The sequence below is a fragment of the Actinoplanes sp. NPDC049681 genome (genome assembly GCF_044465265.1).
Taxonomy (GTDB): domain Bacteria; phylum Actinomycetota; class Actinomycetes; order Mycobacteriales; family Micromonosporaceae; genus Actinoplanes.
In genome coordinates this window covers 367,116-391,019 of the sequence record NZ_JBITLP010000004.1, presented here as the reverse complement: position 1 = coordinate 391,019, position 23,904 = coordinate 367,116, and the positions used below count along the sequence as shown (strand labels likewise).

The 23,904-nt window shown below is 68.7% G+C and carries 26 protein-coding genes and 2 pseudogenes; 10 read left to right on the top strand and 18 right to left on the bottom strand.

All coding sequences use genetic code 11. The features are described 5' to 3' along the window. The first annotated feature begins 4 nt into the window (after window positions 1-4). Complete coding sequence (locus ACIBO8_RS16225) at window positions 5-1,624, top strand: AMP-binding protein (protein ID WP_396116002.1); 1,620 nt, start codon at window positions 5-7, stop codon at window positions 1,622-1,624. Further along, a complete protein-coding gene (locus ACIBO8_RS16220; protein WP_396116001.1) occupies window positions 1,621-3,966 on the top strand; it encodes a bifunctional salicylyl-CoA 5-hydroxylase/oxidoreductase in 2,346 nt (781 codons plus the stop codon). The genes ACIBO8_RS16225 and ACIBO8_RS16220 overlap by 4 nt, the downstream gene beginning before the upstream one ends. Here ACIBO8_RS16220 and ACIBO8_RS16215 read toward each other — a convergent pair whose 3' ends face one another. Continuing rightward, the gene (locus ACIBO8_RS16215) at window positions 3,967-4,314 is read right to left on the bottom strand and encodes a DUF6221 family protein (RefSeq protein ID WP_396116000.1); all 348 of its coding nucleotides are present in this window, start codon (window positions 4,312-4,314) and stop codon (window positions 3,967-3,969) included. Between the two features lie 54 nt (window positions 4,315-4,368). Between ACIBO8_RS16215 and ACIBO8_RS16210 the strand changes: the two genes are divergently transcribed. Further along, window positions 4,369-4,806, top strand: a complete 438-nt coding sequence (locus ACIBO8_RS16210) for a hypothetical protein (protein ID WP_396115999.1) — start codon at window positions 4,369-4,371, stop codon at window positions 4,804-4,806. A 30-nt stretch (window positions 4,807-4,836) separates the two neighbouring features. Here the strand turns inward: ACIBO8_RS16210 and ACIBO8_RS16205 are convergent, their stop codons facing one another. The 4 genes from ACIBO8_RS16205 to ACIBO8_RS16190 all read right to left on the bottom strand — a co-directional run bounded on the left by ACIBO8_RS16205 (window position 4,837) and on the right by ACIBO8_RS16190 (window position 7,393). After that, window positions 4,837-5,217, bottom strand: coding sequence for a VOC family protein (locus ACIBO8_RS16205; RefSeq protein WP_396115998.1), 381 nt, complete (start codon window positions 5,215-5,217; stop codon window positions 4,837-4,839). A 49-nt stretch (window positions 5,218-5,266) separates the two neighbouring features. Beyond that, window positions 5,267-6,115, bottom strand: a complete 849-nt coding sequence (locus ACIBO8_RS16200) for a MerR family transcriptional regulator (RefSeq protein WP_396115997.1) — start codon at window positions 6,113-6,115, stop codon at window positions 5,267-5,269. A gap of 458 nt (window positions 6,116-6,573) precedes the next feature. After that, a complete protein-coding gene (locus ACIBO8_RS16195) occupies window positions 6,574-6,876 on the bottom strand; it encodes a hypothetical protein (protein ID WP_396115996.1) in 303 nt (100 codons plus the stop codon). A 1-nt stretch (window position 6,877) separates the two neighbouring features. Beyond that, on the bottom strand, window positions 6,878-7,393 hold the full coding sequence (locus ACIBO8_RS16190; protein ID WP_396115995.1) for a tol-pal system YbgF family protein: 516 nt from the start codon (window positions 7,391-7,393) through the stop codon (window positions 6,878-6,880). Between the two features lie 168 nt (window positions 7,394-7,561). Here ACIBO8_RS16190 and ACIBO8_RS16185 point away from each other — a divergent pair, with 168 nt between their 5' ends. Continuing rightward, window positions 7,562-8,170 (top strand): tyrosine-type recombinase/integrase, encoded by a 609-nt coding sequence (locus tag ACIBO8_RS16185; RefSeq protein ID WP_396115994.1) that lies wholly within the window; start codon window positions 7,562-7,564, stop codon window positions 8,168-8,170. 335 nt (window positions 8,171-8,505) lie between these two features. On the opposite strand, the gene ACIBO8_RS16180 is transcribed toward ACIBO8_RS16185, so the two are convergent. After that, on the bottom strand, window positions 8,506-9,555 hold the full coding sequence (locus ACIBO8_RS16180; protein ID WP_396115993.1) for a hypothetical protein: 1,050 nt from the start codon (window positions 9,553-9,555) through the stop codon (window positions 8,506-8,508). A gap of 186 nt (window positions 9,556-9,741) precedes the next feature. On the opposite strand from ACIBO8_RS16180, the gene ACIBO8_RS16175 reads away from it, so the two are divergent. Continuing rightward, window positions 9,742-10,248: an HAD domain-containing protein gene (locus tag ACIBO8_RS16175; protein WP_396115992.1), complete on the top strand. Its 507-nt coding sequence runs from the start codon at window positions 9,742-9,744 to the stop codon at window positions 10,246-10,248. A 607-nt stretch (window positions 10,249-10,855) separates the two neighbouring features. Here ACIBO8_RS16175 and ACIBO8_RS16170 read toward each other — a convergent pair. The 5 genes and pseudogenes from ACIBO8_RS16170 to ACIBO8_RS16150 all read right to left on the bottom strand — a co-directional run. Next, the gene (locus ACIBO8_RS16170; RefSeq protein WP_396115991.1) at window positions 10,856-12,163 is read right to left on the bottom strand and encodes a hypothetical protein; all 1,308 of its coding nucleotides are present in this window, start codon (window positions 12,161-12,163) and stop codon (window positions 10,856-10,858) included. A gap of 80 nt (window positions 12,164-12,243) precedes the next feature. Then, window positions 12,244-13,254, bottom strand: coding sequence for an RICIN domain-containing protein (locus ACIBO8_RS16165; RefSeq protein WP_396115990.1), 1,011 nt, complete (start codon window positions 13,252-13,254; stop codon window positions 12,244-12,246). Then, the gene (locus ACIBO8_RS16160) at window positions 13,251-13,883 is read right to left on the bottom strand and encodes a type II secretion system protein J (RefSeq protein ID WP_396115989.1); all 633 of its coding nucleotides are present in this window, start codon (window positions 13,881-13,883) and stop codon (window positions 13,251-13,253) included. Before ACIBO8_RS16160 ends, ACIBO8_RS16165 begins: the two co-directional genes overlap by 4 nt. 238 nt (window positions 13,884-14,121) lie before the next feature. Beyond that, a complete protein-coding gene (locus tag ACIBO8_RS16155; protein ID WP_396116410.1) occupies window positions 14,122-14,430 on the bottom strand; it encodes a hypothetical protein in 309 nt (102 codons plus the stop codon). 25 nt (window positions 14,431-14,455) lie between these two features. Then, a pseudogene (locus ACIBO8_RS16150) lies at window positions 14,456-14,782 on the bottom strand (MFS transporter); the annotation flags it as partial. Window positions 14,783-15,076: 294 nt separating this feature from the next. Between ACIBO8_RS16150 and ACIBO8_RS16145 the strand changes: the two are divergent. The 3 genes from ACIBO8_RS16145 to ACIBO8_RS16135 all read left to right on the top strand — a co-directional run bounded on the left by ACIBO8_RS16145 (window position 15,077) and on the right by ACIBO8_RS16135 (window position 17,892). Further along, window positions 15,077-15,418: an STAS domain-containing protein gene (locus tag ACIBO8_RS16145; protein ID WP_396115988.1), complete on the top strand. Its 342-nt coding sequence runs from the start codon at window positions 15,077-15,079 to the stop codon at window positions 15,416-15,418. A gap of 106 nt (window positions 15,419-15,524) precedes the next feature. Further along, complete coding sequence (locus ACIBO8_RS16140; protein ID WP_396115987.1) at window positions 15,525-17,432, top strand: SpoIIE family protein phosphatase; 1,908 nt, start codon at window positions 15,525-15,527, stop codon at window positions 17,430-17,432. Beyond that, window positions 17,425-17,892, top strand: coding sequence for an ATP-binding protein (locus ACIBO8_RS16135; RefSeq protein ID WP_396115986.1), 468 nt, complete (start codon window positions 17,425-17,427; stop codon window positions 17,890-17,892). The genes ACIBO8_RS16140 and ACIBO8_RS16135 overlap by 8 nt, the downstream gene beginning before the upstream one ends. Here ACIBO8_RS16135 and ACIBO8_RS16130 read toward each other — a convergent pair. The 7 genes and pseudogenes from ACIBO8_RS16130 to ACIBO8_RS16100 all read right to left on the bottom strand — a co-directional run bounded on the left by ACIBO8_RS16130 (window position 17,775) and on the right by ACIBO8_RS16100 (window position 20,887). Then, window positions 17,775-18,263 (bottom strand): transposase, encoded by a 489-nt coding sequence (locus ACIBO8_RS16130; RefSeq protein ID WP_396115985.1) that lies wholly within the window; start codon window positions 18,261-18,263, stop codon window positions 17,775-17,777. The two genes, ACIBO8_RS16135 and ACIBO8_RS16130, sit on opposite strands and share 118 nt — an antisense overlap. 38 nt (window positions 18,264-18,301) lie before the next feature. After that, window positions 18,302-18,451, bottom strand: a pseudogene (locus ACIBO8_RS16125) (hypothetical protein); the annotation flags it as partial. Window positions 18,452-18,505: 54 nt separating this feature from the next. Beyond that, on the bottom strand, window positions 18,506-18,961 hold the full coding sequence (locus ACIBO8_RS16120; RefSeq protein ID WP_396115984.1) for a DUF5994 family protein: 456 nt from the start codon (window positions 18,959-18,961) through the stop codon (window positions 18,506-18,508). A 102-nt stretch (window positions 18,962-19,063) separates the two neighbouring features. Then, window positions 19,064-19,417 (bottom strand): lipopolysaccharide assembly LapA domain-containing protein, encoded by a 354-nt coding sequence (locus tag ACIBO8_RS16115; RefSeq protein ID WP_396115983.1) that lies wholly within the window; start codon window positions 19,415-19,417, stop codon window positions 19,064-19,066. A 38-nt stretch (window positions 19,418-19,455) separates the two neighbouring features. Beyond that, a complete protein-coding gene (locus ACIBO8_RS16110; protein WP_396115982.1) occupies window positions 19,456-19,704 on the bottom strand; it encodes a cation-transporting P-type ATPase in 249 nt (82 codons plus the stop codon). A gap of 127 nt (window positions 19,705-19,831) precedes the next feature. Further along, complete coding sequence (locus ACIBO8_RS16105) at window positions 19,832-20,287, bottom strand: universal stress protein (RefSeq protein WP_396115981.1); 456 nt, start codon at window positions 20,285-20,287, stop codon at window positions 19,832-19,834. A gap of 99 nt (window positions 20,288-20,386) precedes the next feature. Beyond that, window positions 20,387-20,887, bottom strand: coding sequence for a hypothetical protein (locus ACIBO8_RS16100; protein WP_396115980.1), 501 nt, complete (start codon window positions 20,885-20,887; stop codon window positions 20,387-20,389). Between the two features lie 413 nt (window positions 20,888-21,300). On the opposite strand from ACIBO8_RS16100, the gene ACIBO8_RS16095 reads away from it, so the two are divergent. Then, window positions 21,301-22,293, top strand: a complete 993-nt coding sequence (locus ACIBO8_RS16095; protein WP_396115979.1) for a slipin family protein — start codon at window positions 21,301-21,303, stop codon at window positions 22,291-22,293. A 321-nt stretch (window positions 22,294-22,614) separates the two neighbouring features. Further along, window positions 22,615-23,616, top strand: a complete 1,002-nt coding sequence (locus ACIBO8_RS16090) for an Acg family FMN-binding oxidoreductase (protein WP_396115978.1) — start codon at window positions 22,615-22,617, stop codon at window positions 23,614-23,616. The last annotated feature ends 288 nt before the right edge of the window (window positions 23,617-23,904 follow it).

Genomic DNA, 23,904 nt, shown 5'->3' with positions numbered 1-23,904 from the left:
CCCGATGCAGCTCTCACCCACCGCACACACCGACACCTTCGCCCGGGATCACCTGCCGCCGTTCGACCGGTGGCCGCGGCTGGAGTTCACGACCGACCGCCTGCGGTACCCGGAGCGCCTCAACGCGGCCACCGAGCTCATCGATGTCGCGGTCGCGAGGTTCGGTCCCGATCGCCCGGCGCTGCGCACCGACAAGGGCGAGATGTGGACGTACGGCGAACTCCGGCGACGGGCCAACCAGGTGGCCCAGGTGCTCGTCGAGGACCTCGGCCTCGTCGCGGGCAACCGCGTCCTGCTGCGAGGGCCCAACAACCCCTGGCTGGTGGCCTGCTGGCTCGGGGTGCTCAAGGCCGGCGGCATCGCCGTCACGACGATGGCGGCGCTGCGGGCCCGCGACCTCTCCCCGGTCATCGCCAAGGCCCGACCGGCGATAGCGCTGGTCGACCACCGGTTCACGACGGACGTGGAGGCCGTCGCGGTGGTGCCGTTCGGCGGCACCGGCGCTGACGACCTCACCGCCCGCTGTGCCGCCAAGTCGGGCGAGTTCGCGGACGTCCGGACCGCCGCCGACGACGTCGCCCTGTTCGGCCCGACCTCGGGCAGCACGGGCACACCCAAGATCACGACGCACTTCCACCGCGACCTGCTGGCCATCGACGACACCTTCGGCCAGGAGGTGCTCAAGCTCACCGCCGACGACGTCGTGACCTGTACGGCCCCGCTCGGGTTCACCTTCGGGCTCGGCATGCTCGTGGTCTTCCCGTTCCGGGCGGGCGCCTGCGTCTTCCTGCTGGAGAGCGCGACTCCGACACAGCTCGCCGATCTCGTCGCGGAGCACGGGATCACGGCGCTGGCTACCGCGCCGACGGCGTACCGTCAGATCCTGAAGGCCGGCAAGATCGACCGGCTGCGGGGCCTCCGGGTGGCCGTGAGCGCGGGCGAGCACATCCCGCGCAGCGTCCGCGACGAGACGGAAGCCGCCATCGGGCTGAAGATCATTGACGGTATCGGTGCCACAGAGCTGCTGCACATCTTCATCTCCGCGGCCGGTGACGACATCCGGCCGGGCGCGACCGGCAGGCCGGTGCCGGGCTTCCGGGCGACGATCCTCGGGCCGGAGGGCGAGGAACTGCCGCCGGGCGTCAAGGGCCGGCTGGCCGTGATCGGCCCGGTCGGCTGCCGCTACCTCGACGACGAACGCCAGGCCGGCTACGTCGACGGCGGCTGGAACGTCACCGGCGACACGTTCTACACCGACGAGGACGGCTACTTCTACTACTGCTCGCGGACCGACGACATGATCGTTTCCTCGGGGTACAACATCGGCGGGCCGGAGGTCGAGTCGGCCCTCAACACCCATCCGGACGTCGCGGAGTCCGCGGTCGTCGCCAAGCCCGACGCCGACCGCGGCTCGATCGTGTGCGCCTTCGTCGTCCTGACCGACGGCGTCGACGGTGACGCGGCGATGGCCAGGAAGCTCCAGGACTACGTCAAGCAGCAGCTCGCGCCGTACAAATACCCCCGCGAGATCCGTTTCTGCGAGTCGCTCCCCCGCAACGCCAGCGGCAAGCTGCAGCGCTACGTCCTGCGGCAGCAGGTCGAACGAGAGCAGGAGCCCGCGTGAGAATCGCCATTGCCGGCGGCGGCCCTGGAGGGCTGTACCTCGCCGCCCTGATGAAGCAGCTGGACCCGCACCACGAGATCACCGTCTGGGAACGCAACGCCCCCGACGACACCTTCGGCTTCGGCGTCGTCTTCTCCGACGAGACGGTGGGCGGCATCGAGAACGCCGACACGTTCATCCACGACGAGATGGCCCGCCGCTTCGCCCGCTGGACCGACATCGACGTGGACGTCGACGGGCATTCGTTCACGGTCGGCGGCCAGGGCTTCGCCGCCATGAGCCGCAAGGACCTCCTGCACCTGCTCCAGCAGCGCGCCGCTGACCTCGGCGTTTCGGTCCACTACAGGACGGAGGCTCCCGACGCCGACCAGCTGCGCACGTCCTACGACCTCGTGGTGGCCGCGGACGGCATCAACTCCAAGATCCGGACCAAGTACGCGGACACCTTCGCGCCGACGCTCGACCACCGGGCGAACAAGTACATCTGGCTCGGCACCGACCTGGTCTTCGAGGCGTTCCAGTTCTTCGTCAAGCAGACGGAGTGGGGCACCATGCAGATCCACGGGTACCCGTACTCCGACAAGGGGTCCACCTTCATCGTCGAGATGCACGAGGACGTGTGGCGGCGCGCGGGATTCGACGCGCTGGACATCGACCACGCCATCAAGAAGATCAAAGACACTTTCGCCACCGAGCTGGCCGGGCACGAGATCCAGACCAACAATTCGAAATGGCTCAACTTCACCACGGTACGCAACCAGCGTTGGTACGACGGCAACGTCGTCCTCCTCGGGGACGCGGCACATAGCGCGCATTTCTCCATCGGCTCGGGCACGAAGCTGGCGATGGAGGACGCCCTGGCCCTGGCGGCATGCCTGCACGAGCAGCCGTCGCTGGCGGAGGCGCTGCAGGCGTACCAGACGGAACGCAAGCCGGTGGTGGAGTCGACTCAGCGCGCGGCGCAGGCCTCGCTCGAATGGTTCGAGAACATCGGGATGTACGCCGGCCAGGAGCCCGCCCAGTTCTGCTTCAACCTGCTGACCCGATCCCGGCGCATCACCTTCGAGAACCTCAAGGAGCGCGACGCGGACTTCGCGCGCCGCATCGAGTCGGCGTTCGCCGAGGCGGCGGGGGCCCGGGAGGCCGTACCCGCGATGTTCCAGCCGGTCACCATCGGGCCGCTGCGCCTGAAGAACCGGATCATCGTCTCCCCCATGGACATGTACTCGGCGACCGACGGCCTACCCGACGACTTCCACCTGGTCCACCTCGGTTCCAAGGCCCTCGGCGGAGCCGGGCTCGTCATGACCGAGATGGTCTGCGTCTCCCCGGAGGGCCGGATCACCCCCGGCTGCACCGGCCTGTGGAACGACGAGCAGCGGGACGCGTACCGGCGGGTCACCGACTTCGTGCACTCGCGGACGACGGGAAAGATCGGCGTCCAGCTCGGCCACTCCGGCCGCAAAGGCTCCACCCGCCTCATGTGGGAGGGCATGGACCAGCCCCTGACCGAGAACAACTGGGAGGTCATCGGCCCGTCGCCTTTGCCGTACGGTCAGAGCTGCCACCTGCCCCGCGAGGCCGACCGCGCCGACCTGGACAAGGTGGTCACGGACTTCGTCGCCGCCGCCCGGCGCGCCGTCTCCGCAGGCTTCGACCTGGTCGAGGTCCACGCGGCGCACGGCTACCTGCTGTCCTCGTTCCTCTCCCCCGTCGCCAACAAGCGCACCGACGAGTACGGCGGCCCACTGCCCAACCGCCTGCGCTTCCCTCTGGAGGTCTTCGACGCCGTCCGCGCGGCCGTCCCCGGGCGAATCCCGGTCACGGTACGCATCTCCGCGACCGACTGGGTCCCCGACGGCAACACCGAACACGACGCCGTCGAGATCGCCCGAGCCTTCGTCGAACACGGGGCGGCAGCCATCGACGTCTCGTCCGGCCAGGTCACCGAGGAGGAGCAACCCGCGTACGGCCGCTCCTACCAGACCCCGTTCGCCGACCGGATCCGCCAGCTCGTAGCGGCCCCGGCGGGCGCGAAGGTGATCGCCGTGGGCGCCATCTCCTCGTACGACGACGTGAACTCCATCCTGCTCGCGGGCCGGGCAGACCTGTGCGCCCTCGGCCGCACCCACCTCTACGATCCGCAGTGGACCCTGCACGCCGCCGCCGACCAGAACTACCGCGGCGAGGCAGCCGCATGGCCCGTCCAGTTCCAGGCCGGCAGCCGCAAGCCCCCGACATCCCGCACCGACAAGATCCCCCCGCGCCTGGCACTGCTCCGGAACGAGACCGACCAGCCCGTCCACGTCCGCTGGACGCCACACCGTCGGCCCCCGAGCTGATCAGCGCAGCCACTCCGGCCGGAAACTTCGCCTGTACGCGAAGGTGGCCGCGACATCGAGCAGGTCAGGGCAGGCCGGGGTGTTGCGGTGTCGGCTGTCGCAATACCCGTGGCCGGTGCCGCATTCGGCATGCCGGTCGAGAATGCGCCGCTTGCCCGCCACGTCCGCCCGGATCCGCTCCCCGGAGAGGAGGCCGAGAGCGTTCACGTACTGCTCGGGCGACATGAACATCGGCCCGTGCCCCTCCGGCGCGTCCGGCAGGCCCAGCTCCAGCCCATCCACGATCTCGGCCGACCGCTCGTCGTTGTCGAGCTGCTGCCGCAGCCACTGCACAAGGTCATCCACCATGCATTCATAGCCGAAATCGCACAGGTCGCGACGGGCTACGACGATGAGTGGTGAGTGAAACGACCGAAGCGATCGGTGTGGTGGTGGGTCCTCATTCCCAGCACCGCGCTCAACGGCCTGATCGTCGGCTACTTCCCCGTCTGGCTGTCCGCGGCCATGGCAGGTAACTACACCCGGGGCGACTACCTGGGGGCAGCAGGCGGATACGGCACCGGAGCGCTCGTCCTGCTCACCGCCGTCCCCGGTATCCGCGGATTCCACGGCCCACGCCACCCCGCCGCGCGGACTGCTGCCGCACTCGCGTTCGTTCTGGGCCTGTTCGCCGCCGTCTTCACGCTGCGGGCCGCCCGCGAACCGGACTCCGGCCGGCAGATCGGGCCGCTCGAGGAAGGAATCTTCCCGGTGCTGTTCATGCCCTGGACCATGGCGCTGCTGATCGCGAGCCTCATCGGCACCTACAAACTGTGCGCCCCCCACCGCCGCAAGGGATGACCGAGCACAGCGTGGGCCGGCGTCGATAGGCTATGCGGTCGCGGCGCCGGCACCGAGGTCGAACTCGTTACCTTCCGGGTCACGCATGGTAATCCAGTGCCAGCCGAATTCTCGATGTTCGTCGATTCGGGTGGCGCCGAGGGTGAGCAGCCGCTCGACCTCGCTCTGCCAGTCCGGCACCTGACGAGCGGCCAGATCGAAATGCAGACGGTTCTTGCCGCGCTTCGGCTCAGGAACCTTGATGAACATCAGTGCCGGGGCGCTGCCACTGGTTGAGGCACCGTGACCGATGGTGGCGAAGTCCGCATTGGCGGCCGGGTCCACCGGACGGTCCAGGGCCTGTGCCCAGAAGTCGGCCAACTTCTGAGCGTCAGCGCAGTCAATGACGATTTGTACGATCGACAGGGGCATCAGGGGCTCCTTCAACGAGGTTGCTGATTGACGTACGACGCGGGGGTGCTCAGAGTGACTGGCCGATGACGGGCCAGCACACCTCGGTCCGCAGCTGGCTCGGATCGTCGGTGTCGGCAGACGTGACCAGGTAGAGCTCACGGACCGGCCCGGCGGCACCGATATCGCGTTCGAGCACCTGACGCCCCAGAGCGCCGTAGGTGCGGTCCAGATCGCGACACGGCCCGGCGTGTACAGCGACCGCCAACCGTTGAGCGGGAAGCACACCCCACCGCACCCCACCGCCGTCCGGACGCCCGACGCGCTCGCCGTCCACGGGCGCCGTGACCGGCAGGAACGCCGTCACCTGGCCCCCCACTTGGAACCACTCGAAGGCATACAGGGCACCACAGGGCCCACCCGGCGTCAGACCCCATCGGCCTGCCACGGCGTACAGCAACGGATAGGCCAGTGCGCACCACGCAGTAAGACCCTCCTGATCAACATGACTGTCGATCATCAGACACTGCTGTTCGTCAGCTTGCCGGAAAACCAGGTCACCGGCGGAACCGCCGGTCAGCAGCGCCCGCAACGACCCGACCGCCGCCGCGGTCACGGCCAGCTCCTGCCGCAGGAAGTCGAGATGATCGGCGATCACCGAGTCCCGAGTTGTCGGATCGGCCGCCGACACCACCCGTCGTACGCCGTCCACCGGCATCCGGACCTCGCGCAGCCGGCGCACCAACTGAGCCGGCTCCACCTGCTCCGCCGTGTAGTAGCGGTAGCCCGTCGACGGATCAATCCACGCCGGCTGCAGCACTCCGACATCGTGATAGTGACGCAACGCCTTGACCGTCAGATGGGTCAGCCGGGAGAACTCCCCGACCGTCAGTAGCTCTGCCACCCGGACAGCTTGCACCCTCCCGTAAGAGGAGAGTCAACCGACAACAGGCGAGCCCGGTCGACGACAGCCGTCCGCGCTTTTGGCGCCGCGATCGGCGTACCGTCGTGCGACGTCCTCTTTGCCGCGGACTTCTTGGCTCGGGCGTGTGACCGCAGGGTCATCGTGATGCCGGTGACCAGCCCGCCGAGCAGGAGGCCTCCGGCCGCCGCCGCGGCCAGGCACCGTAGCTTCGGCCGTTCCTCCCGAGCGGCCTGCTCCTCCTCCGCCTCGTCGGTCGACTTCGTGCTTCCGCAGGCGGACACGGCGAAGCTGGGCTGGCAGCGGTACCAGCCCGCTTCGGTCCCGGCCCGCTTCGATGTGTGGCTGTACGGAGTCGCGCCGGCGGCCGCGCGGATTGGCTGCTGAACCGGCTGCGCCGCTTCGCGCGTATGCGACCGCCCGGCCGGCGGCCGCCCCGGGGGAGCGCATCGCCGTCATCGGCGACGCCGCACGAGTACGGGTTGGGCGTCCGGCAGTTTGATTACCCGGTCGCCGTGGCGGGCACGGTCGTACAGATCCTGCGGCACGAGGCGACCGATCGGCCTGGGGCGGCCGACATCGAGCATGAGCACGTACACCGTTTCGCCTCCGTAGGTGATGTCGATTTGGAATTCGGTCTCCTTGCCAACCACGATCCCGTTGTAGGTCGCGCGGCGGCCGGGGTCGGGCCATGATCCCAGCAGGAGCACGCCAGTCAACACCGTCGAGATGATCATGGCAGCGACGGCGATCCACATGTCATTCCTCGGGCCGGCGCCAGATCCGGAACTTCAGCCTGCCCGGGCCGCGCCCGTCGGCGACGTTGACGCCGTCGTCGAGGGGCTCCAGGTGGTCGGCGGCGGCGATCTGCTCCATCGCCGCAAGGTTGTCGGCGGCAAGGCGCGCCTGCACCGGATGGCCGGAGGCGATCGCCGCCGCAAACGCCGTCCGCGCCCCGGCGATGTCGCCGAGCTCGGTGAACAGCACGTAGCCCAGGTTGACCGCCGCTTTAGGGCTGAACTGCGGATGCCGCAGCCCGATCGCGACGCGGTACGCGGTGACGGCCATCGTGGCGTCACCGTGCCGCTGGTACAGCGTGCCAAGGTTGAACCAGGCGTTGGCGGTGTGATCGGGATGCCCCGCGGCCGCGGCCGCCCGGTAGGCCGATTCGGCCGCCTCCCGATCGTCGCGGGCGGCCGCCGCGGCCCCCGTCCGCAGCAGCGCCAACGGACCACCTGCACCGCCCGCCACATGGGCCTCCCGATCACCGATCATGCACACAGCGTCGAGCCGGGAGGCGGACCGAGTCCAATACGAGTGCGGCATCCGCCGATAAGTGCCGCTTATCGAGGACCGGGACCAGAGCACTGCTCACGATTCACCATCGCCGTCCGCATCACCGCCGCTACCAGCCCTCGACCGTCTCCCGGGCGGCTGTCAATCGTGGTCGGCTTCGACCGAGTCTGCATCATCGACCAGATCCTGACGGACTCACTCCCCCTTGGCCTCGGGCACCTGCAGTTCGAGGCCCTGCTAACCACCGCGCGGCTGTCAGCCAACCGCAACGACTTCGCCCGATCGCGATGCTTCGTCTTCTCGGGCTCCGCATCTTCGAAGCCTGCGGCGCGGACATCGCCGACCTCGGCGAAGAGCATGGGCCACCGCGTCCTGAAAGTCCGCGGCAAGGGCGACAAGACCGTCCTGACCCCGCTGCCGCCGGCGGTCGCCTGCGCGATCGAGCACGCCATCGAAGGCCAGGCGCAGGGGCCGATCCTGCGCGACACCGTTGGCCGGCGGATGGACCGGCACGCCGCGACCCGACGGCTTCAGCAGCTGTCCGATACGGCTGGGATCCGGATGCCACGGATGCACCCGCACGTGCTGCGGCACCCCTTCGTCACAACCATGCTCGACGCTGGGGTCAGCCTCCGCGACGTCCAAATCGCCGCCCGGCACGCCGACCCGAAACCACGATGCGCTACGACCGTGCCCGCAAAACCTCGACCGGCACCCCAACGACATCCTTCCGCCTCCATGGCCTCCGGGACCTGAGACCCCGAGGCCTGCCGACATCAGCACTTCCCGTCAGCAGGGCATAGGACCGGCAGCGACTCGCCCGCCCACCCGGACATGCCGATGAGATTGAGTCGCAGGACAGCCACCGTTTGCGCCCGCTGGCAGACGAGGCCCGTCACGCTTGACGGTCGGCGTCCTCAGCAGTCTGGCGTATTGAACCGCCGACTAAAGCACGTCGCCGCGTGGTCAGGCGTCCCCATCTGCCGCTAGTTCGCCCATGACCCCCGCCATGACGTCCGGGCCAGATCACGCAGGTCCGGGTCTCGATGAAGTTGCGGTGGCAGCCCGCCAGGCTCTGTCGGGAAGTGCGGTCACTTCCGCTTGGGAGCTTCGGAGGTGGTGGGCTTGGGCGGGATCGTCGGGGCCGGCTTCGAGGGCTCGGACGTCTTCGGCTTGGGAGCGGCCGTCACAGCCGGCTTGGGAGTTTCGGAGGTGGTGGGCTTGGGCGGAGTCGTCGCGGCCGGCTTCGAAGGCTCGGACGTCTTCGGCTTGGGAGCAGCCGTCACAGCCGGCTTGGGAGGTTCCGACGTCGTCGGCTTCGGTGTTGCAGTGGGTTGCGCCGAACGGGCCTCGATCATCGTGATCAACCGCACCGTGCCGGTCTCCGTTCCGGAAAGCCGGAGCATCGCGCCGACCGGCAGCGCGCCCAGAACAACGGGAGTGCCGTCTAGAAGGACTTTCGCGCCCGCGCCCACCGGCAGGGTCACCGCCGCGGTCGCCAGCTTCACGCTCACGGTGCCGCCGGTGCCGTCCACGCTGATCAGCGTGCCTTCCCACCGCAATGGTTTGGGCTGCGAAGTCACCCTCAACAGCGGACCGCCGTCATTGCCGCCGACCTGCACCTGCGCACCGACCGGAACGTTCGCCAGGGTGGTCGGCACACCGTCGACCAGGGCCGTGGTGTTCACGCCGACCTTCAGAGTGATCGTGACGTTCTTGCCGTTCAGCACGGTGGCAATCGAGATGGTGCCGTTCGTCGCGTCGACCGCGGTGATCTGACCACTGATCAGTGCCGGCCGGGGGATCGCCGTGGGCGAAGGGGGCAGGGTGGGCGAGTCGCTCGACTTTGTCGGCGTACCGGTGGGGGCCTCCTTGCCGGGCGACGACACGCTCGAGGCATTGGCAGCACCGGTGAGCAGGCTAGTGACGGTGAGGCCCGCAGCAGCGGACAGAACAGCGGCGGTCAGTCGACGTTGACGCATGTGGCGGCGCTCCGTCCGGGGAATGATCTGGGGACGGTGCGAACCATCGGTAGTCACACGACTGCATGTAGCGAAACTGAGTTGCCAGAACGTTGCTACGTGCCCGCTGCCCGCGGCAAGAGAATCGGCTAACAGGTCGGTCTGCGCGGCTGTCGCCATAGCGGAACGCGAAGTGCGAACACTAACAGTTCTCTGGTCGTCGACCCCAGGAACGTTCCTCAACAGGCGCGAGCGCTTCAAATTCCTGGCCGACGGAACGTTCCTGAGCGGATGCACTGATCTGCCGCCGACCGCGCGCCTGCAGGGTGATGCTGTCGTGCCTCAGCGCGGTAGGTTGCCAGGACAATGGCCGCCCTTGATGACCCGCTGCTGTTCTTGGACGTAGACGGCCCTCTGATCCCCTTCCGGGCGCGGCCAGCGGAACCTGCGGTCGCATTCGATCGGGGCCCGGCAGGTGAGAACACCTCTGGCAACCCGCTGATAGGTCGGCTCAACCCGGCGGACGGGCGCAGGCTGCTGGCGCTGGGGTGCCGGCTGGTGTGGGCGACGACGTGGATGACGGACGCGAACACGGTAGTTGCGCCAAGGCTTGGGCTCCCGGAGTTACCTGTCGTTGAGTTTCCAGACGACGAGGAAGAGCCTCAGCACGGGCGGCACTGGAAGACACGATGCCTTACCGAGTGGGCTGGTGGGCGCCCGTTCGTCTGGCTCGACGACGAGATCGGTGACGCTGACCGCCGGTGGGTTGACGCCCACTATCGCGGTAGGGCTCTGTTACACCGCATCGACCCGTTCATCGGTCTTACCGACGCGGACTTTGCCGTAGTTCGCCGATGGGTTGCAGCGCGATGAACCCTTGCATTATCGGACGCGTCTTCACGCCGCGGTCCGTGTCGAAACGACCGTGAACTGTGGTCAATCCATCGCCGCCTCTGTGTAGTTCGCCGGGGCAAGTCACCGGATCCCTCGCACACTCACGCCGAGGCGGGCGTCGACGACCGAAGGGCGGAGACCATCGCGCGAACGTAAGTAGCCGGGTGTCTGCCGTGCAGGGCAGCGAGCGACTCCCGCGGACGGTCACCGGCCTGCGGATCATCGCAGCCCGACGTTCAGGCGCGTGCTTCGCCACATCGATCGCAGCCTTACACACCTGCACGCCCTCCGCCGTACCGACGAGATCGTCAGCTCGCCGCCGATGCGGGTCATCCACGTGCCTTTGTCGGTCTCATGGTTGGACCCTGCTCGTGAACCCGCCGTACGCATCGCGCGCCGCGGGCCGAGCCGGTGTCTTCTACACCGGCGGTCGCCCCGGCCGCTGACGCCGCCGCGACCAGGTCGATATTCGACCCCCGCACTACCCGATGCTGACGGTTCAGGTGACGGGTTGTCGGTCGAAGTCGCCGCATTCGCGGTCGTCCTTAACGGGGCCCACCACCATGTCGCCTCGTGCGACCAACCGTCAGCGCAGGCTCGAGATGCCGGCGATGATCGTGTCTGCCACGTCCTTCGGCTGTACGTCCTTGAAGAACCGGCCGCCGGTCGCCGCCGCGATGCGGCTTGCCTGGCCCGGTTTGCCGCCCACGCTGCCGCACTTGGAGGGGTAGCCGTTTCCGGCTCCGCTGGCCGGGTTGTCGTCGAGGCCGTCCGGTGGGCCCGTGGTGGTGGAAACAGCGATCACCTTGACCTTCGCACTGACCAGTTCGGCCGTGACCGACGCCTCCGTCACGGTGGCCTGGCCGGAGACGGCTGAACACACCGGGTCGTGGCCGGGCGCGTCGCCGAACCAGACCACGATCCGGCTGGAATCGGTGCGGAACTTCGCGTCCGACACGAGTTTGTGCAAGGCGTACAGGTTCGCCTCAGGGGTGTCGCCACCCCCGGAGGCCGCCCAGGTGTTGATCGCGGCCTTGGCGGACGCGCCGCGGTCATCCGTCGCGGGGATCGGAGCGTCCGTGCGGTAGGCGAACGGTTGCACGGGGAAGTCCCGGTACTGTCCGGCGCCGTAGCGCGGCTCGGTCGCCACCGCGTCGACCTGGTCGAGGATCTGCCCGGCGTTCAGGGCCACGTTCTTCAGCGCCGACCCCATGCTGCCGGTGGTGTCCGCGAGGAAATAGATGTCCGGCTTGGTGAGGGTATGCGGTGGAGCGACGTAGAAGATCGGGTCGGCATCGTCGCTGACCAACGTCGAAGAAATGACGTCGCAGATCCCACCGGCGCACTCCTTGTCGTGCCACGTCACTGCCACGACGACGCGCAGGAACGGTACGGCGGTGGACGCGCCCTCGTTGGTGGGTTTGCAGTCGGTGGACGTGCCGATCTGCCAACACCTGGCGACATACCAGTGCTGCTCGAAATCGGTGCCGGACTGCGAGACCGTGACCACACTGGTGGGCACAGGGGCGCTGGCGCCGGCACCAACCGCGGCTTCAGGATCCACGGCGAGGTCGTCAACCTTCGACACGTACGCATCGACGCCCTGAGCCCAAGGCTGTTCGTGGACGCTCTTGTCGTCGCGGTTGTGCCACACCGAGCTGCCGCCGAGGGCGCGTACCCTCTCCATCGCGTCGGCGGCGATGCGCGCCGCCTGCTGGCGGCGGCCGTGGTGCTGATCGACGGCGCTGCTTCTGATGTAGAACATGGTCAGTGCGACCAGCAGGACGTGGAGCAGGCCGATGGCGACGACGACCTCTACCAGGGTGAATCCGGCATCATCACCGGGGGGCGGCGTCCGCTGAGCTACCGCGCCGGGCTCAGAACCCGTCGACATCACCCCTCCGCTCTGAGCGAGACCCGTCGGCTCGCTCGATGTTTATCGGCGACTCACCGCCGAAGCTGAACGCGATCCGCCTAGTTTTCGGCGAGGTCCTTCAGTGGCCCGGTGGTGAGGTTGGTCGGCGGCCAGAACGTCGTCTGCGGGTTCGCGAGCGGGCTGCACGTACTTCCGAGGACCAGCCGGCTGCCGACCGTGTTCGGGGACTGCACCGTGAGGCAGAAGGAGTTGATCGAGTGGCCGTCATTGGTGCCACGGAAGGTGCGGGAGTCGTCCCGGTAGCTCCATTGCTGGTACGGCGGAACGGCGGCGCCGCACGGCTGGAAACGGATCACATTGCCCTCGACGGACGCCGCTTTGCCATCCAGGGTGTCCAGGCACATGCCGAGTGGCCTGGCCGCGGTCTTGGACGCCACCAGTACGAGGGTGAAATCGTCGGTGTAGGCGAACAGCTGCGCCGGGGAGCCGGCGAGACATTTCCGTATGTTCACCGCATCACCCGCCGCCGGGGTACCCGAGCCGGCGTCCAGGCACCACAGAACCGAGGGGTTCGAGGAGTACGCCCGTACGATCCCGCCCGGGCTGCTGGTGTTGGTGCTGAACACGTACGTGCCGCGCAGTGTGCGGGCCCCGCGGCCCCGGTCGGTGCCTTTGGAGATCAGCAGGGCGAAGCCGGGAACCGATGAGGGGCCGCTGCCCTCCACGCAGAACATCTTGTTGGTGCTGATCCAGCTCTCGGGTCGGCCCTGCGGATCGCTGGGAAGATAAACGATGGTGACGTCGTACTGGGCCGCTCCGGTGGGATCCACGTTGCCGACCAATGGCCCGCACGGCAGTTTTGCCTTCACGCCGGTGCCGGTTGGGTCGTGCGCCGCCCGGATGCGTCCGATCGCCACGTCCAGGCCGGCCTGAGCCGCGTGCAGGGCATGGTCGCGTTGCGTCGCACGACGGGCCGAGCTCACCTGGGCGAGGACGATGGGCAGCAGCAGGGCGCTGAGCGTCGTGCCGACCAGCGTGAGCAGCACGTACATGTAGAGGGCCCCGGCGTCGTCGCGGTCCCTGCCCTGGAACAAAGGCCGGAGAATCATGGGACCGTCCGTCCTGCGGCGCATACGCCGATGCGCGACGTGTTGCGCGACGTGTTCAGTGCGGTAAACGTGACCGTGAGCGACTTCGAGGTGACGCCGCCTTCGCCGCCCGCAACGGCAGTGAGATCGATCGTCAACCGCTGCCAGTCGTTCGTGCCGTCCGCGTCAAAAGAGGTGAACGGATGCGCGCCACTGACGCCGGACGCCAGCGGAACCCACGGGGTCGGCGTGATCGGCGCGGGCCCGTCGACCCAGGTACGGCGCTGCAATTGCTGATCAGCAACGTGCAACCGCAGCTCTGTGCACAGAGAGGCGCCGCTGTTCTCCGTGCGGTACTCGATGTAGGGGTCCCCGTTGACCACGTCCTGGATGCTGAGCGCCGACGCGTAGCGGACCTCGCGGTCCAGACGGTCGTACGCGGTTTCCACCTGCGACTGCGCTATGGAGGCGGATTCGATCTTCGACGTGCTCCGGAAGATCTGGACAAGGCCGGTCATGAAGATCGATACCGCCACGGACAGGATCGCGAGCGAGACCATCAGCTCGAGCAGCGTGAACCCGGCGTCGCCGCCCACCCGCAGGTGAGAGCACCGCTCCGAAGCGCACTTACCGTGCACCGCCCAGCCCATCCGTCGCGTCCTTCACAGTCAGCCGGTGCTCGACCTGCGGTCGGGCACCTAGGAGCACCCGAGGTGTTCCGCTCAGATCGGGCGGGCAGAGCGCAAGGTAAGAGTTTTGCGATGACCGGCGCTGGCGAGCAGCCGATCACTACGTGAACGGTCGCGCCGGTGACATCGTCGTGCGCTCGGAGCCGGCCGACACCCGATTCCTCGCGCCCTGGATGGGAACCACGGCGGCCGCCGGCGCCTACGTCCATGACGCCGCCGACGCACCAGCCGCGCGTACGCGAAGCACATCGCCCTGCACGACCGCGTCCGCCGCCACGCCGGTCTCCCGGCCGTCCCGCATGACGATCACCGCGGCCCGGTCGAGAAGCCGCAGGCGGTCGAGTTGGGGTTCGGCCCGGATCTCCTGCACCGCGCTCAGGGCCGGGTTGATCAGGTCGAGGCCGACGCTGACGAGCGCGTCGCCGTAGCGGCCGAGGACGGCCTCGCCACGCCGCAGCCGGGCCTCGGCGCCGGCGGCGGTCAGTCCCACCATTCCCGCGGGTCCCACTTGTACGCCCACCACCGGTCCAAGCCGCGGCTATCGGGCCGACCGCGGTCAGACCGCCGCTGACCCCGAAGAAGATCGCCAGGGCCCGCCCCCGCTCGCCGACCGGGAACGCGGCCACCACCACCGCGAGCGCCGCCGGGATCATGATCGCGCCGGATACGCCCTGCAGCGCCCGGAATGTGATCATTCGGGCCTCGGCGACACCGTTCGTCGGGACCAGGCTCCAGAGCAGCGAGAATGTGGCGAAGCCGATGATCCCGACGGTGGTCATCCGGCGGTGGCCGAAGACGTCGGCGAGTCGTCCGCCGAAGGTGAACGTGGTGGCCAGCGCCAGGAGGTAGACGTTGACCACCCAGCGTGAGCCGTTCTGGCCTCAGCGACAGCTCGGCCTGGATGTTCGGCGAGGCGATGGCCACGGGACGCCCGCCACGTCCTCGAACCGCCCACGAGTGCGCTGTAATCCCGAGCCATGTACTGGAACCGCTCCGGAGGCATCCGGCCGGTCAGGACCGCGGCGTACCGTGCGGGTGAATGTGTGGAATCCGCAACCGGTGAGACCATATTTCGGTCGGCGGGTCTCCGGTAGGCCGTCAGGGAGTAGCGGTAGCGGCGGGTCTCGGCAGCTTGTCGCGGGAAGGTGGCGGGTATGGGTCCGTTTTCGATGAGTTTGGACCGGGAGACGCTCTGTATTTCGCTGCGCGGCGATATCGACTACGCCAACTCGGCGTCGATCACACAGGCGATCCGGGACGCGATGGTCCAGGGCCGGCCGAAGCTGGTGCTGGTGGACGTGGCCGAGGTGACGTTCCTGGATTCCTCCGGTCTCGGAGCGTTGGTGGCTGCGCTGCGCGCCGCCACGGATTGCGGTGCCAGCTTCCGGGTGGAGCGTCCTAACGCCAACGTGTACGGCCAATTCGAGATCGCCGGCCTGGTGGAATTATTCGGTGTGGATGACGCCGATAGTGGTCGTGGCGGTGCCGGGCGGTGAGCAACGACCGTGCCGGCAGACTGGCCGGGCAGGGACCCGCACTGGTGAAATGCCGGCGTGATCGGCCTGACCGGGCGGATCGTTGCGGACCGCCGCGGGAGGCGCGATGAGCGTCGGGCAGCATCACGAGTACCGGCAGCGGCTTGCCGCTCTCGATGAGACGGTGGCCCGGGCGCAGCTGGATCCCGCGGCGCAGGTGAACCGGGCGGCGGGGCTCTTGGCCGGCCGGGTCGGTTGCCAAGTCGACGAGGCCCACACCTATCTGCTGAACCGGGCGGCGCAGCAGGGTCGCCCGGTGGTTGCGGTGGCCGGGGATCTCCTGGCTGCCTTGCAGGGCCGGCCGGGGTCCGGGTCCTCGGCCCTGGACGCGGAGGTTGACCAGGCGCTACGCCCGCAGGGCCGGGGATCGGCGCCGGAACGCCGGGCTCCGGCGCACGCTCCCTCACGGGTGGTCGATGACTGGAACTCGCTGGTCCAGCAAGTGCTCGACGCGATGCCGGGTAACCACATGGCGCTGTCACCGGTGGTCGGGGACAACAGCGAGATCACCGACTGGACGATCGTTGCGGTGAGTCAGGACACTCCCGACTTCTCCGGCCATGACGTGGCCCGGGCGGTGGGCCGGCGCATCACCCAGGCATATCCCGCCACGGTGGACACGCCGGTGTGGCATGCCTGGCGCGACGTGCTCGCTGACGGGCGGGCCCGCGAGGTCGGGCCGTTCTCGTATGTGGGCACGAGTGACCGCTCACCCGCCAACGTGTTGATGACCGCATGGGTGTCGCCGGTGGGGCCGGGAGTGCTCAGCCGCTGGGTGCGCCACGACGAACAAACCCGGCAGGCCGAACGGATCGCGCAAACCGAACGGCTGGGCCAGCTCGGCTGGGGCGAAGCCGATCTGGTCACCGGCCAGATCGTGTGGTCCGACGAGTTGTATCGCATCTATGAGCGTGACCCGGCCCTGGGACCGATGCCCAGCGAAGAACAGAACGCCCTGACCCTGCCCGAGGACGAACCGATCCGCCGCCAGGCGGCGGAGGGCTTCGGCCGCGGAGACACCGTGGATATCACCACCCGCATCCGCGTCGGCGGGCGGATCAAGCATGTGCGCACTGTCGTCGACGCCGTCCGCGACGTGCAAGGCCGGCCGGTGAAGGTCTACGGCATCGTGCAGGACGTCACCGCCCAGCAGACCACCCGGGCGGCGCTGGCCGAGGCAGAACAGTTGCTGCAACAACACCAGCACAGCCTCGCCGCCGAGCACGAACTCGCCGCCCAGCTGCGGCAGATCGTGCTACCCGTGCCCGCCGAGCCGTTCGACCTGCCCGGGCTACGCGTCGCCGTCCGCTACCTTCCCGCCGAGGAGGCGAGCCGGGTGGGCGGCGACTGGTTCCACGCCGCCAGCGCCGACGACGGCAGCGTGGTGCTCGCCGTCGGTGACGTGGCCGGCCACGGCATGCACGCCGCGACCATGATGGCCCAGCTACGGCACATGCTCGCCGGCCTGACCGTGACCACCACCACCGACCCGGCGCAACTGCTGTGGCACCTCAACCGGCTGCTCTACTCCAGCGCCACCACCGCGACCGCCGCGGTGGCCCGATTCGATCCGCCGACCGGATCGGTGACCTGGGCGCAGGCCGGACACCCGGCACCGCTGCACACCCGCGCCGGTACCACCACCGAACTCGCCCGGCCGCGCGGGCAGCTGCTCGGTGCCGTCCGCGAGGCCCACTACGACACCGCCACGGTCAGTCTCACCCCCGCCGACCTGCTGCTGTTCTACACCGACGGACTGATCGAACACCGCAGGCATACCCTCGCTGAAGGACTCGCGCCCGTCATCGCCACGCTCAACGACATCGCTATCTCCAGCAGCCGGCAGCCACTGGCCGACCTGCTGGCACGACTGCGCCGGGCCAACCCCGACGACGACACCTGCATCCTCGCCGTACGACACCACCCCTCGGCACCAACCCAGTCACCTGATTCACCCGAAGGTAACGATGCCTGACCGCCACCGCCTTTCGAACGGCCACCTGCACACGGAGTCCGACAACGCACCACCGGTTCGCGACTTCGCCCACGAGGATCTCGACACGCTGCGCCACGACGTGACTCGATTCGCTGAACACAACGGCCTCACCGACCCTGAGTTGTACCGATTCGTGCTCGCCGTGCACGAACTCGCCACCAACGCGGTCCGTCACGGCGGCGGCCACGGACACCTCAAACTCCACCGTGCCGGCCACCAGCTGCGGTGCCAGATCAGCGACCACGGGCCGGGCATCCCGTACGCGCATCCCCCTGACCGCCCGGCCCGCGACGCACTGAGTGGGCGCGGCCTGTGGCTCGCTCAGCACGCGGGCGACCTCACCTGGACCAGCGACAACCACGGCACCACCGTCACGCTGACGTGCCCGCTCTCACCGCCACCAGCCGGTGGACATTCAGGCCGATCGGCACGCCGGTAAGCGAGCACGGCGCGACAGAGCCGATGGTCAATCACGCGAACGAAGCTACCGCCACCGGCTCTTGCTCGATCCCGGCAGATCACCGCCGGGCCTGGATGGTTTTGCAGCCATGCCGCCAGAGGTTCGGCATCCCGGCCGATCAATACATCCACGACCCTGTGATTCTCGCAATCGATCAGCACGGTGCCGTAGTGATGGCCACGCTTGATCGCGAAGTCATCGACTCCAAGCACGGCGATGTCACCGACAGGCGGATCGGGTAACGCATGGGCCAGGCGAAGGAGGCGATCGCGGCCGGTCGGCATGCCCAACGTTGCGCCCAGCTGGGCACCCGCCCGGCCGGCCAGCGCGAGCCCGATCGCCGTCCCCATCCGACGAAGCCCCTCGCTCACACGTGACCAGCGCCGGGTCAGCCCGTCGGCCTGTTCGACGAAGGTCTTACTGCGGCAGTCCGGGCGTCACAGAAGAACCGTCGCACCTTCTGCGAGATCCGTGCCGGCTGCCCGGCAACTGGCGCGTCCGTCAAGGTCCGTCCATAGCGCGAATGCACCCGGGATGACGATCTCGAGCAGGCTGCTCCTCGACGGTGCCTGGACGTCGTCGTATCGGCACCCTACTCGACGAAGGTCGGGTGATGCCGGACGGGCCTTGCGTGACCGCCTTCGCTATCCCACGCAGCTTCGGCCGATTCGTCGGCGGTGTCGCCGGCCGTGTCCGGCGGAATGACGAGCAGGTCCACGCGGTCACCGTCGGCGCACAGTGCGGTGAGCAGGCTGGTGGGCTGACTGCTGAAGTAGCCCAGGCGCAAGACGCGGCCGTTGACGCCGAGACGGCTGGGGCGGCTGTCCCAACCGGCGGCGGCAAGGACGAGTCGGCTTACGGGTCCGCGAAGAGTATCGATGGCCAAGATCAGGCCGGGTAGCTCCGCGAGGGGATCGGTGGAACGGGGCCACCAGCTTCCGTCGAGGAGGGTGTGCAACGACCCGGTGGGTTCCATCCGCAGGCGGGGTACGGACGGCGGCGTCGGCGAGATAACGGTCAGGCGGTCGGCGGTGCTGCTGTGGGTCATGTTGACTCCTCCCGCCCTCGGCTGTCACCAGTCGGCGACCTGGCCGGGCGGCACGCAGATCGGGTGTGCGAAGTTGACGGGCCGGACGACTGTCCGGGTTGCTCAGCGACGCTGGCGCCGGGAGAGGCGGCGCAATTGGGTGATTCGGGCGGCACCGATCACCATGGTCAGGATCGCGGAGCCGACAGCCGCGACCAGCAGGGCCATGGCCAGCGGGAGGTTGCCATGCATGCCGACGAAGCTGACCTGGACCCTGCTGGTGTTCTCCAGCATGAAGACGATCAGCACCACGAACAGCACCGCGGCAACGCAGATACCCAACCAGGCCGCGCCGGTGCGGGTACGCGGCACTCGACTCCCCAGCGACGTCGCAAGTGGCTCGGCCGGGCTCAGGGGCGGTACGGCGGTGGGCGGGTCGCTCGGCGCGTTCAGGGTGGGGCGGAGACGGATGGACATGACATCCTCCAGGGGGTTGGGCCGGTGTGGCGGCCACCTCAAGGTGGATGTCGTCGATTCCGGGATATCACCATCGTACGCCTGTTCGGCTCGAAGCGGTCGGGGCTCGCCGCCGTGGAGTGACGGCGGGTTTTAGCCGGACATATCAAGTTCCGCGAGCCTCGGGAACGGGCGGGATGACCGGCGGCGACCGCCAGCAGGATCGCCAGGGGCTGGGTGAACTGCGACAGCAGCTCGCCGGGCCAGCGCCGGCCGGTGCGCCGGACCACCTCATTGGGTCCGTACACGCTCGGTATCGGGGCTGCCGACCGAGATGATGCCGGCGGGCGTTTTCGTTGACGTGGTCATCGTCGAGCCCTTCAACTGCCGTTGGCGAACAATACTGATGCGTGGGGCCGCACGGCCTCCGTCGGCTTATTCCGGAATGACGACCGTGGGGCACGCGGCGTGCTGGACGCAGTGCTGGCTGACCGAACCAAGCAGCATCCCGGCGAAGGCACCGTGACCACGGCTGCCGAGGACCATCAGCTCCGCTCCCTTGGCGGCAGCCAGCAGGACCTGCGCCGCTGGCCCTTGGACAACCCGGGTGGCGACCTGCACCGGATAGTTCTCCCCGCCGAGCACCTGCGCCACCGTCTCGGCCAGGGCCTTCTCTGCGTACCTGCCGATGTCGGCGTCATCGATCCCGGCGGCCGTCCACCCGTAGGCGTAGGCGTACATCGGCGGCACCTGCCACACAGTGACGGCGTCGACGGTGGCGCCGGTCAGCCGTGCCTGGGCGAGCGCCCACCGCAGCGCTTCTCGGGAGTTGGCGGAGTTGTCGACGCCGACGACGATGCGGCGGTCGTGTACCTCTTCGTGATCGTTCATGAGGAACTCCTGAGGTGAGGAACCCCGCTACTCGACAGAGCGGGCTCGAGGTGAAGGCGGCGGGCCTGCCCGGGCCGACGAACGCGCACGCCGATGGGTCTACGTCAGCCAGGCGTTGCGCCGCACGAGCGGAATCGCTGCCCACCGGCGACCGAATCCCCAGGTGGTTCCGGCACTGAGCAAGGCCAGGAGGGCCAGTACGGCGGCGTAGACGAGGTGGTCGTCCATGAACGGGTTGGTTTCCGGCGGGAGGACAGCGGTCCACATCATCACGGTCAGCAGGGCGCCCGCGGCCGCGGCGATGCGCATGCCGATGCCGAGGATCAGGGCTACGCCGATACCGAACAGGGCCGCCATGAAAAGCACGTCCACGGCGGCGTTCCCCGCGATCGAGTGGTAGAGCCCGGCGAACGGGCCGGTCGCGGCCTTGCCCAGGAAACCGGCGGTGGGGCTGCCTCCCTCCAACCAGGCGTTCGCGGCGGCGGTGCCATGCCCGAGGCCGAATAGTTTGTCGAGGAAGGCCCACAGGAACACCCAGCCGAGCGCCAGGCGGATGCCGGCGAGCAGGTACCGCGTCGCGGTGGCCGTCCGTCCGGTCATCGAGAACGTAGTCCGGGGTACGGCGGCCGAATGCCTTGCGCCCCGTTCCGACCGTTCCGTGGCCGCCAGGGGGGCCGCCGGGGCAGAGGTTCCGTGATCGTTGGCGATGTTAACCATCGCGCTCACATTCCTTCAGTTGTCTGTGACGCAGGTCGGTCGCGCGTTCAGCGCGCCCACGGATGGATCGGACAGCGGCGCTCCTGCTCAAGGACTGCAACCGCGGCATGTGCGCGGTTCGACGCGCCCCAGTAGGGGCGGGTCATCCATGGCTGACGGGAGGCGTTGAAGGCGGCGGAGGGCTCACGCCACCGGGGTCTCGGGCGACGCTTTCACCGTACGCGCATATCTTGCGGTCTGCGAAAGCGGCTGGACGGCGCGCACCGGCGGATGTGGTGCACAGGCGTAGGGTCGAGGTGTCGCCCTGGACCTCGGTGGCCGGTAGTTGGCCGTTGCGGGTATCCCGGCGCTCCTTCGCCTCCGCAGCGATCAGGTGCGTTCCGTACGCAGACTGTTCTCGAGCGCGAATATCCGGCTGCGGCCGAAGTCAGGATCCCACCATGTCGTATCTGTGGATCGTCGTCATCGTATTGCTGCTCCTCGCGTTGGCCTCACTCGCCCTGAAAGTCGTCAAGCAGTACGAGCAGGGCGTGCTGTTCCGGCTCGGCCGGGTCATCGGGGTCCGGAAGGCCGGGCTGACCGTGATCATTCCCTTCGTCGACGTGCTGCACCGGGTGAGTCTGCGGATCGTCACCATGCCGATCCAGTCGCAAGGCATCATCACGCGCGACAACGTCAGCGTCGACGTGTCCGCCGTCGCCTACTTCCGGGTCGTCGACGCCGAGAAGTCGGTCGTGGCGATCGAGAGCGTGGGCGCCGCGATCAACCAGATCGCCCAGACCACCCTGCGCAAGGTCGTCGGTCAGCACACTCTGGATGAGACGCTGTCCGAGACCGACCGGATCAACGTCAGCATCCGGGAGATCCTCGACGTCGCGACCGCCGAATGGGGTGTCGTCGTCACCCTGGTCGAGCTCAAGGACATTCAGTTGCCGGAGAGCATGAAACGGGCGATGGCGCGGCAGGCAGAGGCCGAGCGGGAGAAGCGCGCGAAGATCATCGCTGCGGAGGGTGAGGCGCTAGCCGCCGCCGCTCTCGGTTCGGCCGCGGACATCATGATGGCCCACCCGCTGGCGTTGCAGCTGCGCAACCTGCAGACCCTTGTCGAACTCGGCGTCGACAAGAACAGCACCGTCGTGTTTCCCGCGCCGCTGATGAGCACCATCGGCGAACTCGGCACCTTCCTCGCCCGCGAGAACAGCGCGGCGTCCGCTGTACGGTCGCCCGGTTCTGCCAAAGGCGCCCCGCCGGCCGTCAACGGCACACCGCTGGTAACCCCCACCCCGTGACAGTCCCGCACTCCCGCCATGCCGACATCGACAGGAAGGCGGCGATTTCCCGATGACCGCGACCCGCACCCCAGCCCCGAACGACACCGGCATCCTTCCCTCGGTGGCGGGTGAGCCGCTGGGCGCCGACGACGTCATCGACCGGATACCCGGCCTCGGCCGCTAGGCCGCCGTGCTGCGCCGGCAGATCGTCGACAAACGCACCCAACACCGCGCCTGTGTCCGCCGTACCGGAGAAGACATGCCGGAGATCCGCGACTGGGCCTGGGCAAACACGCCGTGACCCGGCCCGACGTTCAGCTTTCCTGGAGGGAACCGACCATGACCACCGCCGCCGCAATCCGAGCCGCCGACACCCGCGCGGAGGCCCGAGCTCTGTCCGCCGCCGCTACCACCGCAGGCCAGGCGCCATCGATCCACAACACCCAACCCTGGCACTGGCGCCTCACCGACAACCAACTCGACCTTCACCTCGATCACAGCCGTGGCCTGGAGGTCACCGACCCCGACTCCCGCCTCGCCATCCTGAGCTGCGGCGCCGCCGTGCACCACGCGCTGGTCAGCCTCGCCGCCGCCGGCTGGCACGTCGCCCTCGCCCGGCTGCCCGATGCGGAAAACCCCGACCACCTCGCGCAACTACGTCTCGACCACCGGATCCCGGTCACCCCCACAGCGATACGACACCTGCAGACCATCGGCCTACGGCACACCGACCGCAGACCCACCTCGAGCGCCACGGTTGATGCCGACAAGCTGCGCGTCATCGTCGCGGCGGTCGCATCCGCCGGCGCCGGCCTGCACGTGCTGCGCCCCGACCAGGTGTACGACCTGGCCACCGCCGCCGACCACGCCCAGCACACCGAAGCCGACGAAGCTGCCTGGCAGGCCGAACTGCAGCACTGGACCGGCGGCACCCGGCCGCTCGGCAGCGGCATCCCGGACGCCGCCATTCCCCACCACACCCCGCAGACCACCGTGCCCGGCCGCGACTTCGGCCACCACGGAAACCTGCTCGTCTCCGACGCGCACGACCGCAACGCTGTCTTCGCGATCCTCTACGGAACGGAGGACACCACCCTCGATTGGCTGCGCGCGGGCGAGGCGCTGTCCGCCGGATGGCTGACCGCCACCGAACTCGGCGTCGCCGTCCTGCCCCTGAGCGCCACCATCGAGGTGACCGCCACCCGGGCGTTCATCCGCCACCTGCTCGCCGACCTGGATCACCCGTACCTGGTATTGCGTTTCGGCGCGCACGACCCGGCCGACGGCCCGGCCCCGCACACACCGCGACTACCCGCCAACCAGATCATCGAACGGGCCTGAGGACCGCCCACATTCTCGGGTCGCAAGGGGCCGGAGCGATCGGGAAGGCGGCGATCGGGATGATCGCATCCGAGCTCCAGTCCGCACCGGAGCCTGCGGCGCGGCTGGGCCACGACGGGGACGACGTGCTGCCGTCACCGCAGCCCACACCGCCATGGCGCAAGAAAGCCGCGCAGTTGCAGAATCCGGTCGTGCTCATCCCGCTTGCCGCAACCGGACCGTCGCGCGGCTGGTCGACGGCGATGAGCCGGAGCAGAATCCGACCGACATCGGCCGCTTGCCCTCGGT

What these genes read in the sequence shown, in the direction of transcription:
- ACIBO8_RS16105 (WP_396115981.1), bottom strand. Translation starts at nt 20,287, where the DNA reads ATGAACGATCACGAAGAGGTACACGACCGCCGCATCGTCGTCGGCGTC.
- ACIBO8_RS16115 (WP_396115983.1), bottom strand. Translation starts at nt 19,417, where the DNA reads ATGTCCATCCGTCTCCGCCCCACCCTGAACGCGCCGAGCGACCCGCCC.
- ACIBO8_RS16160 (WP_396115989.1), bottom strand. Translation starts at nt 13,883, where the DNA reads ATGGGCTGGGCGGTGCACGGTAAGTGCGCTTCGGAGCGGTGCTCTCAC.
- ACIBO8_RS16190 (WP_396115995.1), bottom strand. Translation starts at nt 7,393, where the DNA reads ATGATCGGTGATCGGGAGGCCCATGTGGCGGGCGGTGCAGGTGGTCCG.
- ACIBO8_RS16130 (WP_396115985.1), bottom strand. Translation starts at nt 18,263, where the DNA reads ATGGGGACGGCGATCGGGCTCGCGCTGGCCGGCCGGGCGGGTGCCCAG.
- ACIBO8_RS16195 (WP_396115996.1), bottom strand. Translation starts at nt 6,876, where the DNA reads ATGTGGATCGCCGTCGCTGCCATGATCATCTCGACGGTGTTGACTGGC.
- ACIBO8_RS16175 (WP_396115992.1), top strand. Translation starts at nt 9,742, where the DNA reads ATGGCCGCCCTTGATGACCCGCTGCTGTTCTTGGACGTAGACGGCCCT.
- ACIBO8_RS16135 (WP_396115986.1), top strand. Translation starts at nt 17,425, where the DNA reads ATGCCTGACCGCCACCGCCTTTCGAACGGCCACCTGCACACGGAGTCC.
- ACIBO8_RS16225 (WP_396116002.1), top strand. Translation starts at nt 5, where the DNA reads ATGCAGCTCTCACCCACCGCACACACCGACACCTTCGCCCGGGATCAC.
- ACIBO8_RS16140 (WP_396115987.1), top strand. Translation starts at nt 15,525, where the DNA reads ATGAGCGTCGGGCAGCATCACGAGTACCGGCAGCGGCTTGCCGCTCTC.
- ACIBO8_RS16215 (WP_396116000.1), bottom strand. Translation starts at nt 4,314, where the DNA reads ATGGTGGATGACCTTGTGCAGTGGCTGCGGCAGCAGCTCGACAACGAC.
- ACIBO8_RS16180 (WP_396115993.1), bottom strand. Translation starts at nt 9,555, where the DNA reads ATGGCGACAGCCGCGCAGACCGACCTGTTAGCCGATTCTCTTGCCGCG.
- ACIBO8_RS16165 (WP_396115990.1), bottom strand. Translation starts at nt 13,254, where the DNA reads ATGATTCTCCGGCCTTTGTTCCAGGGCAGGGACCGCGACGACGCCGGG.
- ACIBO8_RS16145 (WP_396115988.1), top strand. Translation starts at nt 15,077, where the DNA reads ATGGGTCCGTTTTCGATGAGTTTGGACCGGGAGACGCTCTGTATTTCG.
- ACIBO8_RS16205 (WP_396115998.1), bottom strand. Translation starts at nt 5,217, where the DNA reads ATGCCCCTGTCGATCGTACAAATCGTCATTGACTGCGCTGACGCTCAG.
- ACIBO8_RS16120 (WP_396115984.1), bottom strand. Translation starts at nt 18,961, where the DNA reads ATGACCCACAGCAGCACCGCCGACCGCCTGACCGTTATCTCGCCGACG.
- ACIBO8_RS16170 (WP_396115991.1), bottom strand. Translation starts at nt 12,163, where the DNA reads ATGTCGACGGGTTCTGAGCCCGGCGCGGTAGCTCAGCGGACGCCGCCC.
- ACIBO8_RS16100 (WP_396115980.1), bottom strand. Translation starts at nt 20,887, where the DNA reads ATGACCGGACGGACGGCCACCGCGACGCGGTACCTGCTCGCCGGCATC.
- ACIBO8_RS16090 (WP_396115978.1), top strand. Translation starts at nt 22,615, where the DNA reads ATGACCACCGCCGCCGCAATCCGAGCCGCCGACACCCGCGCGGAGGCC.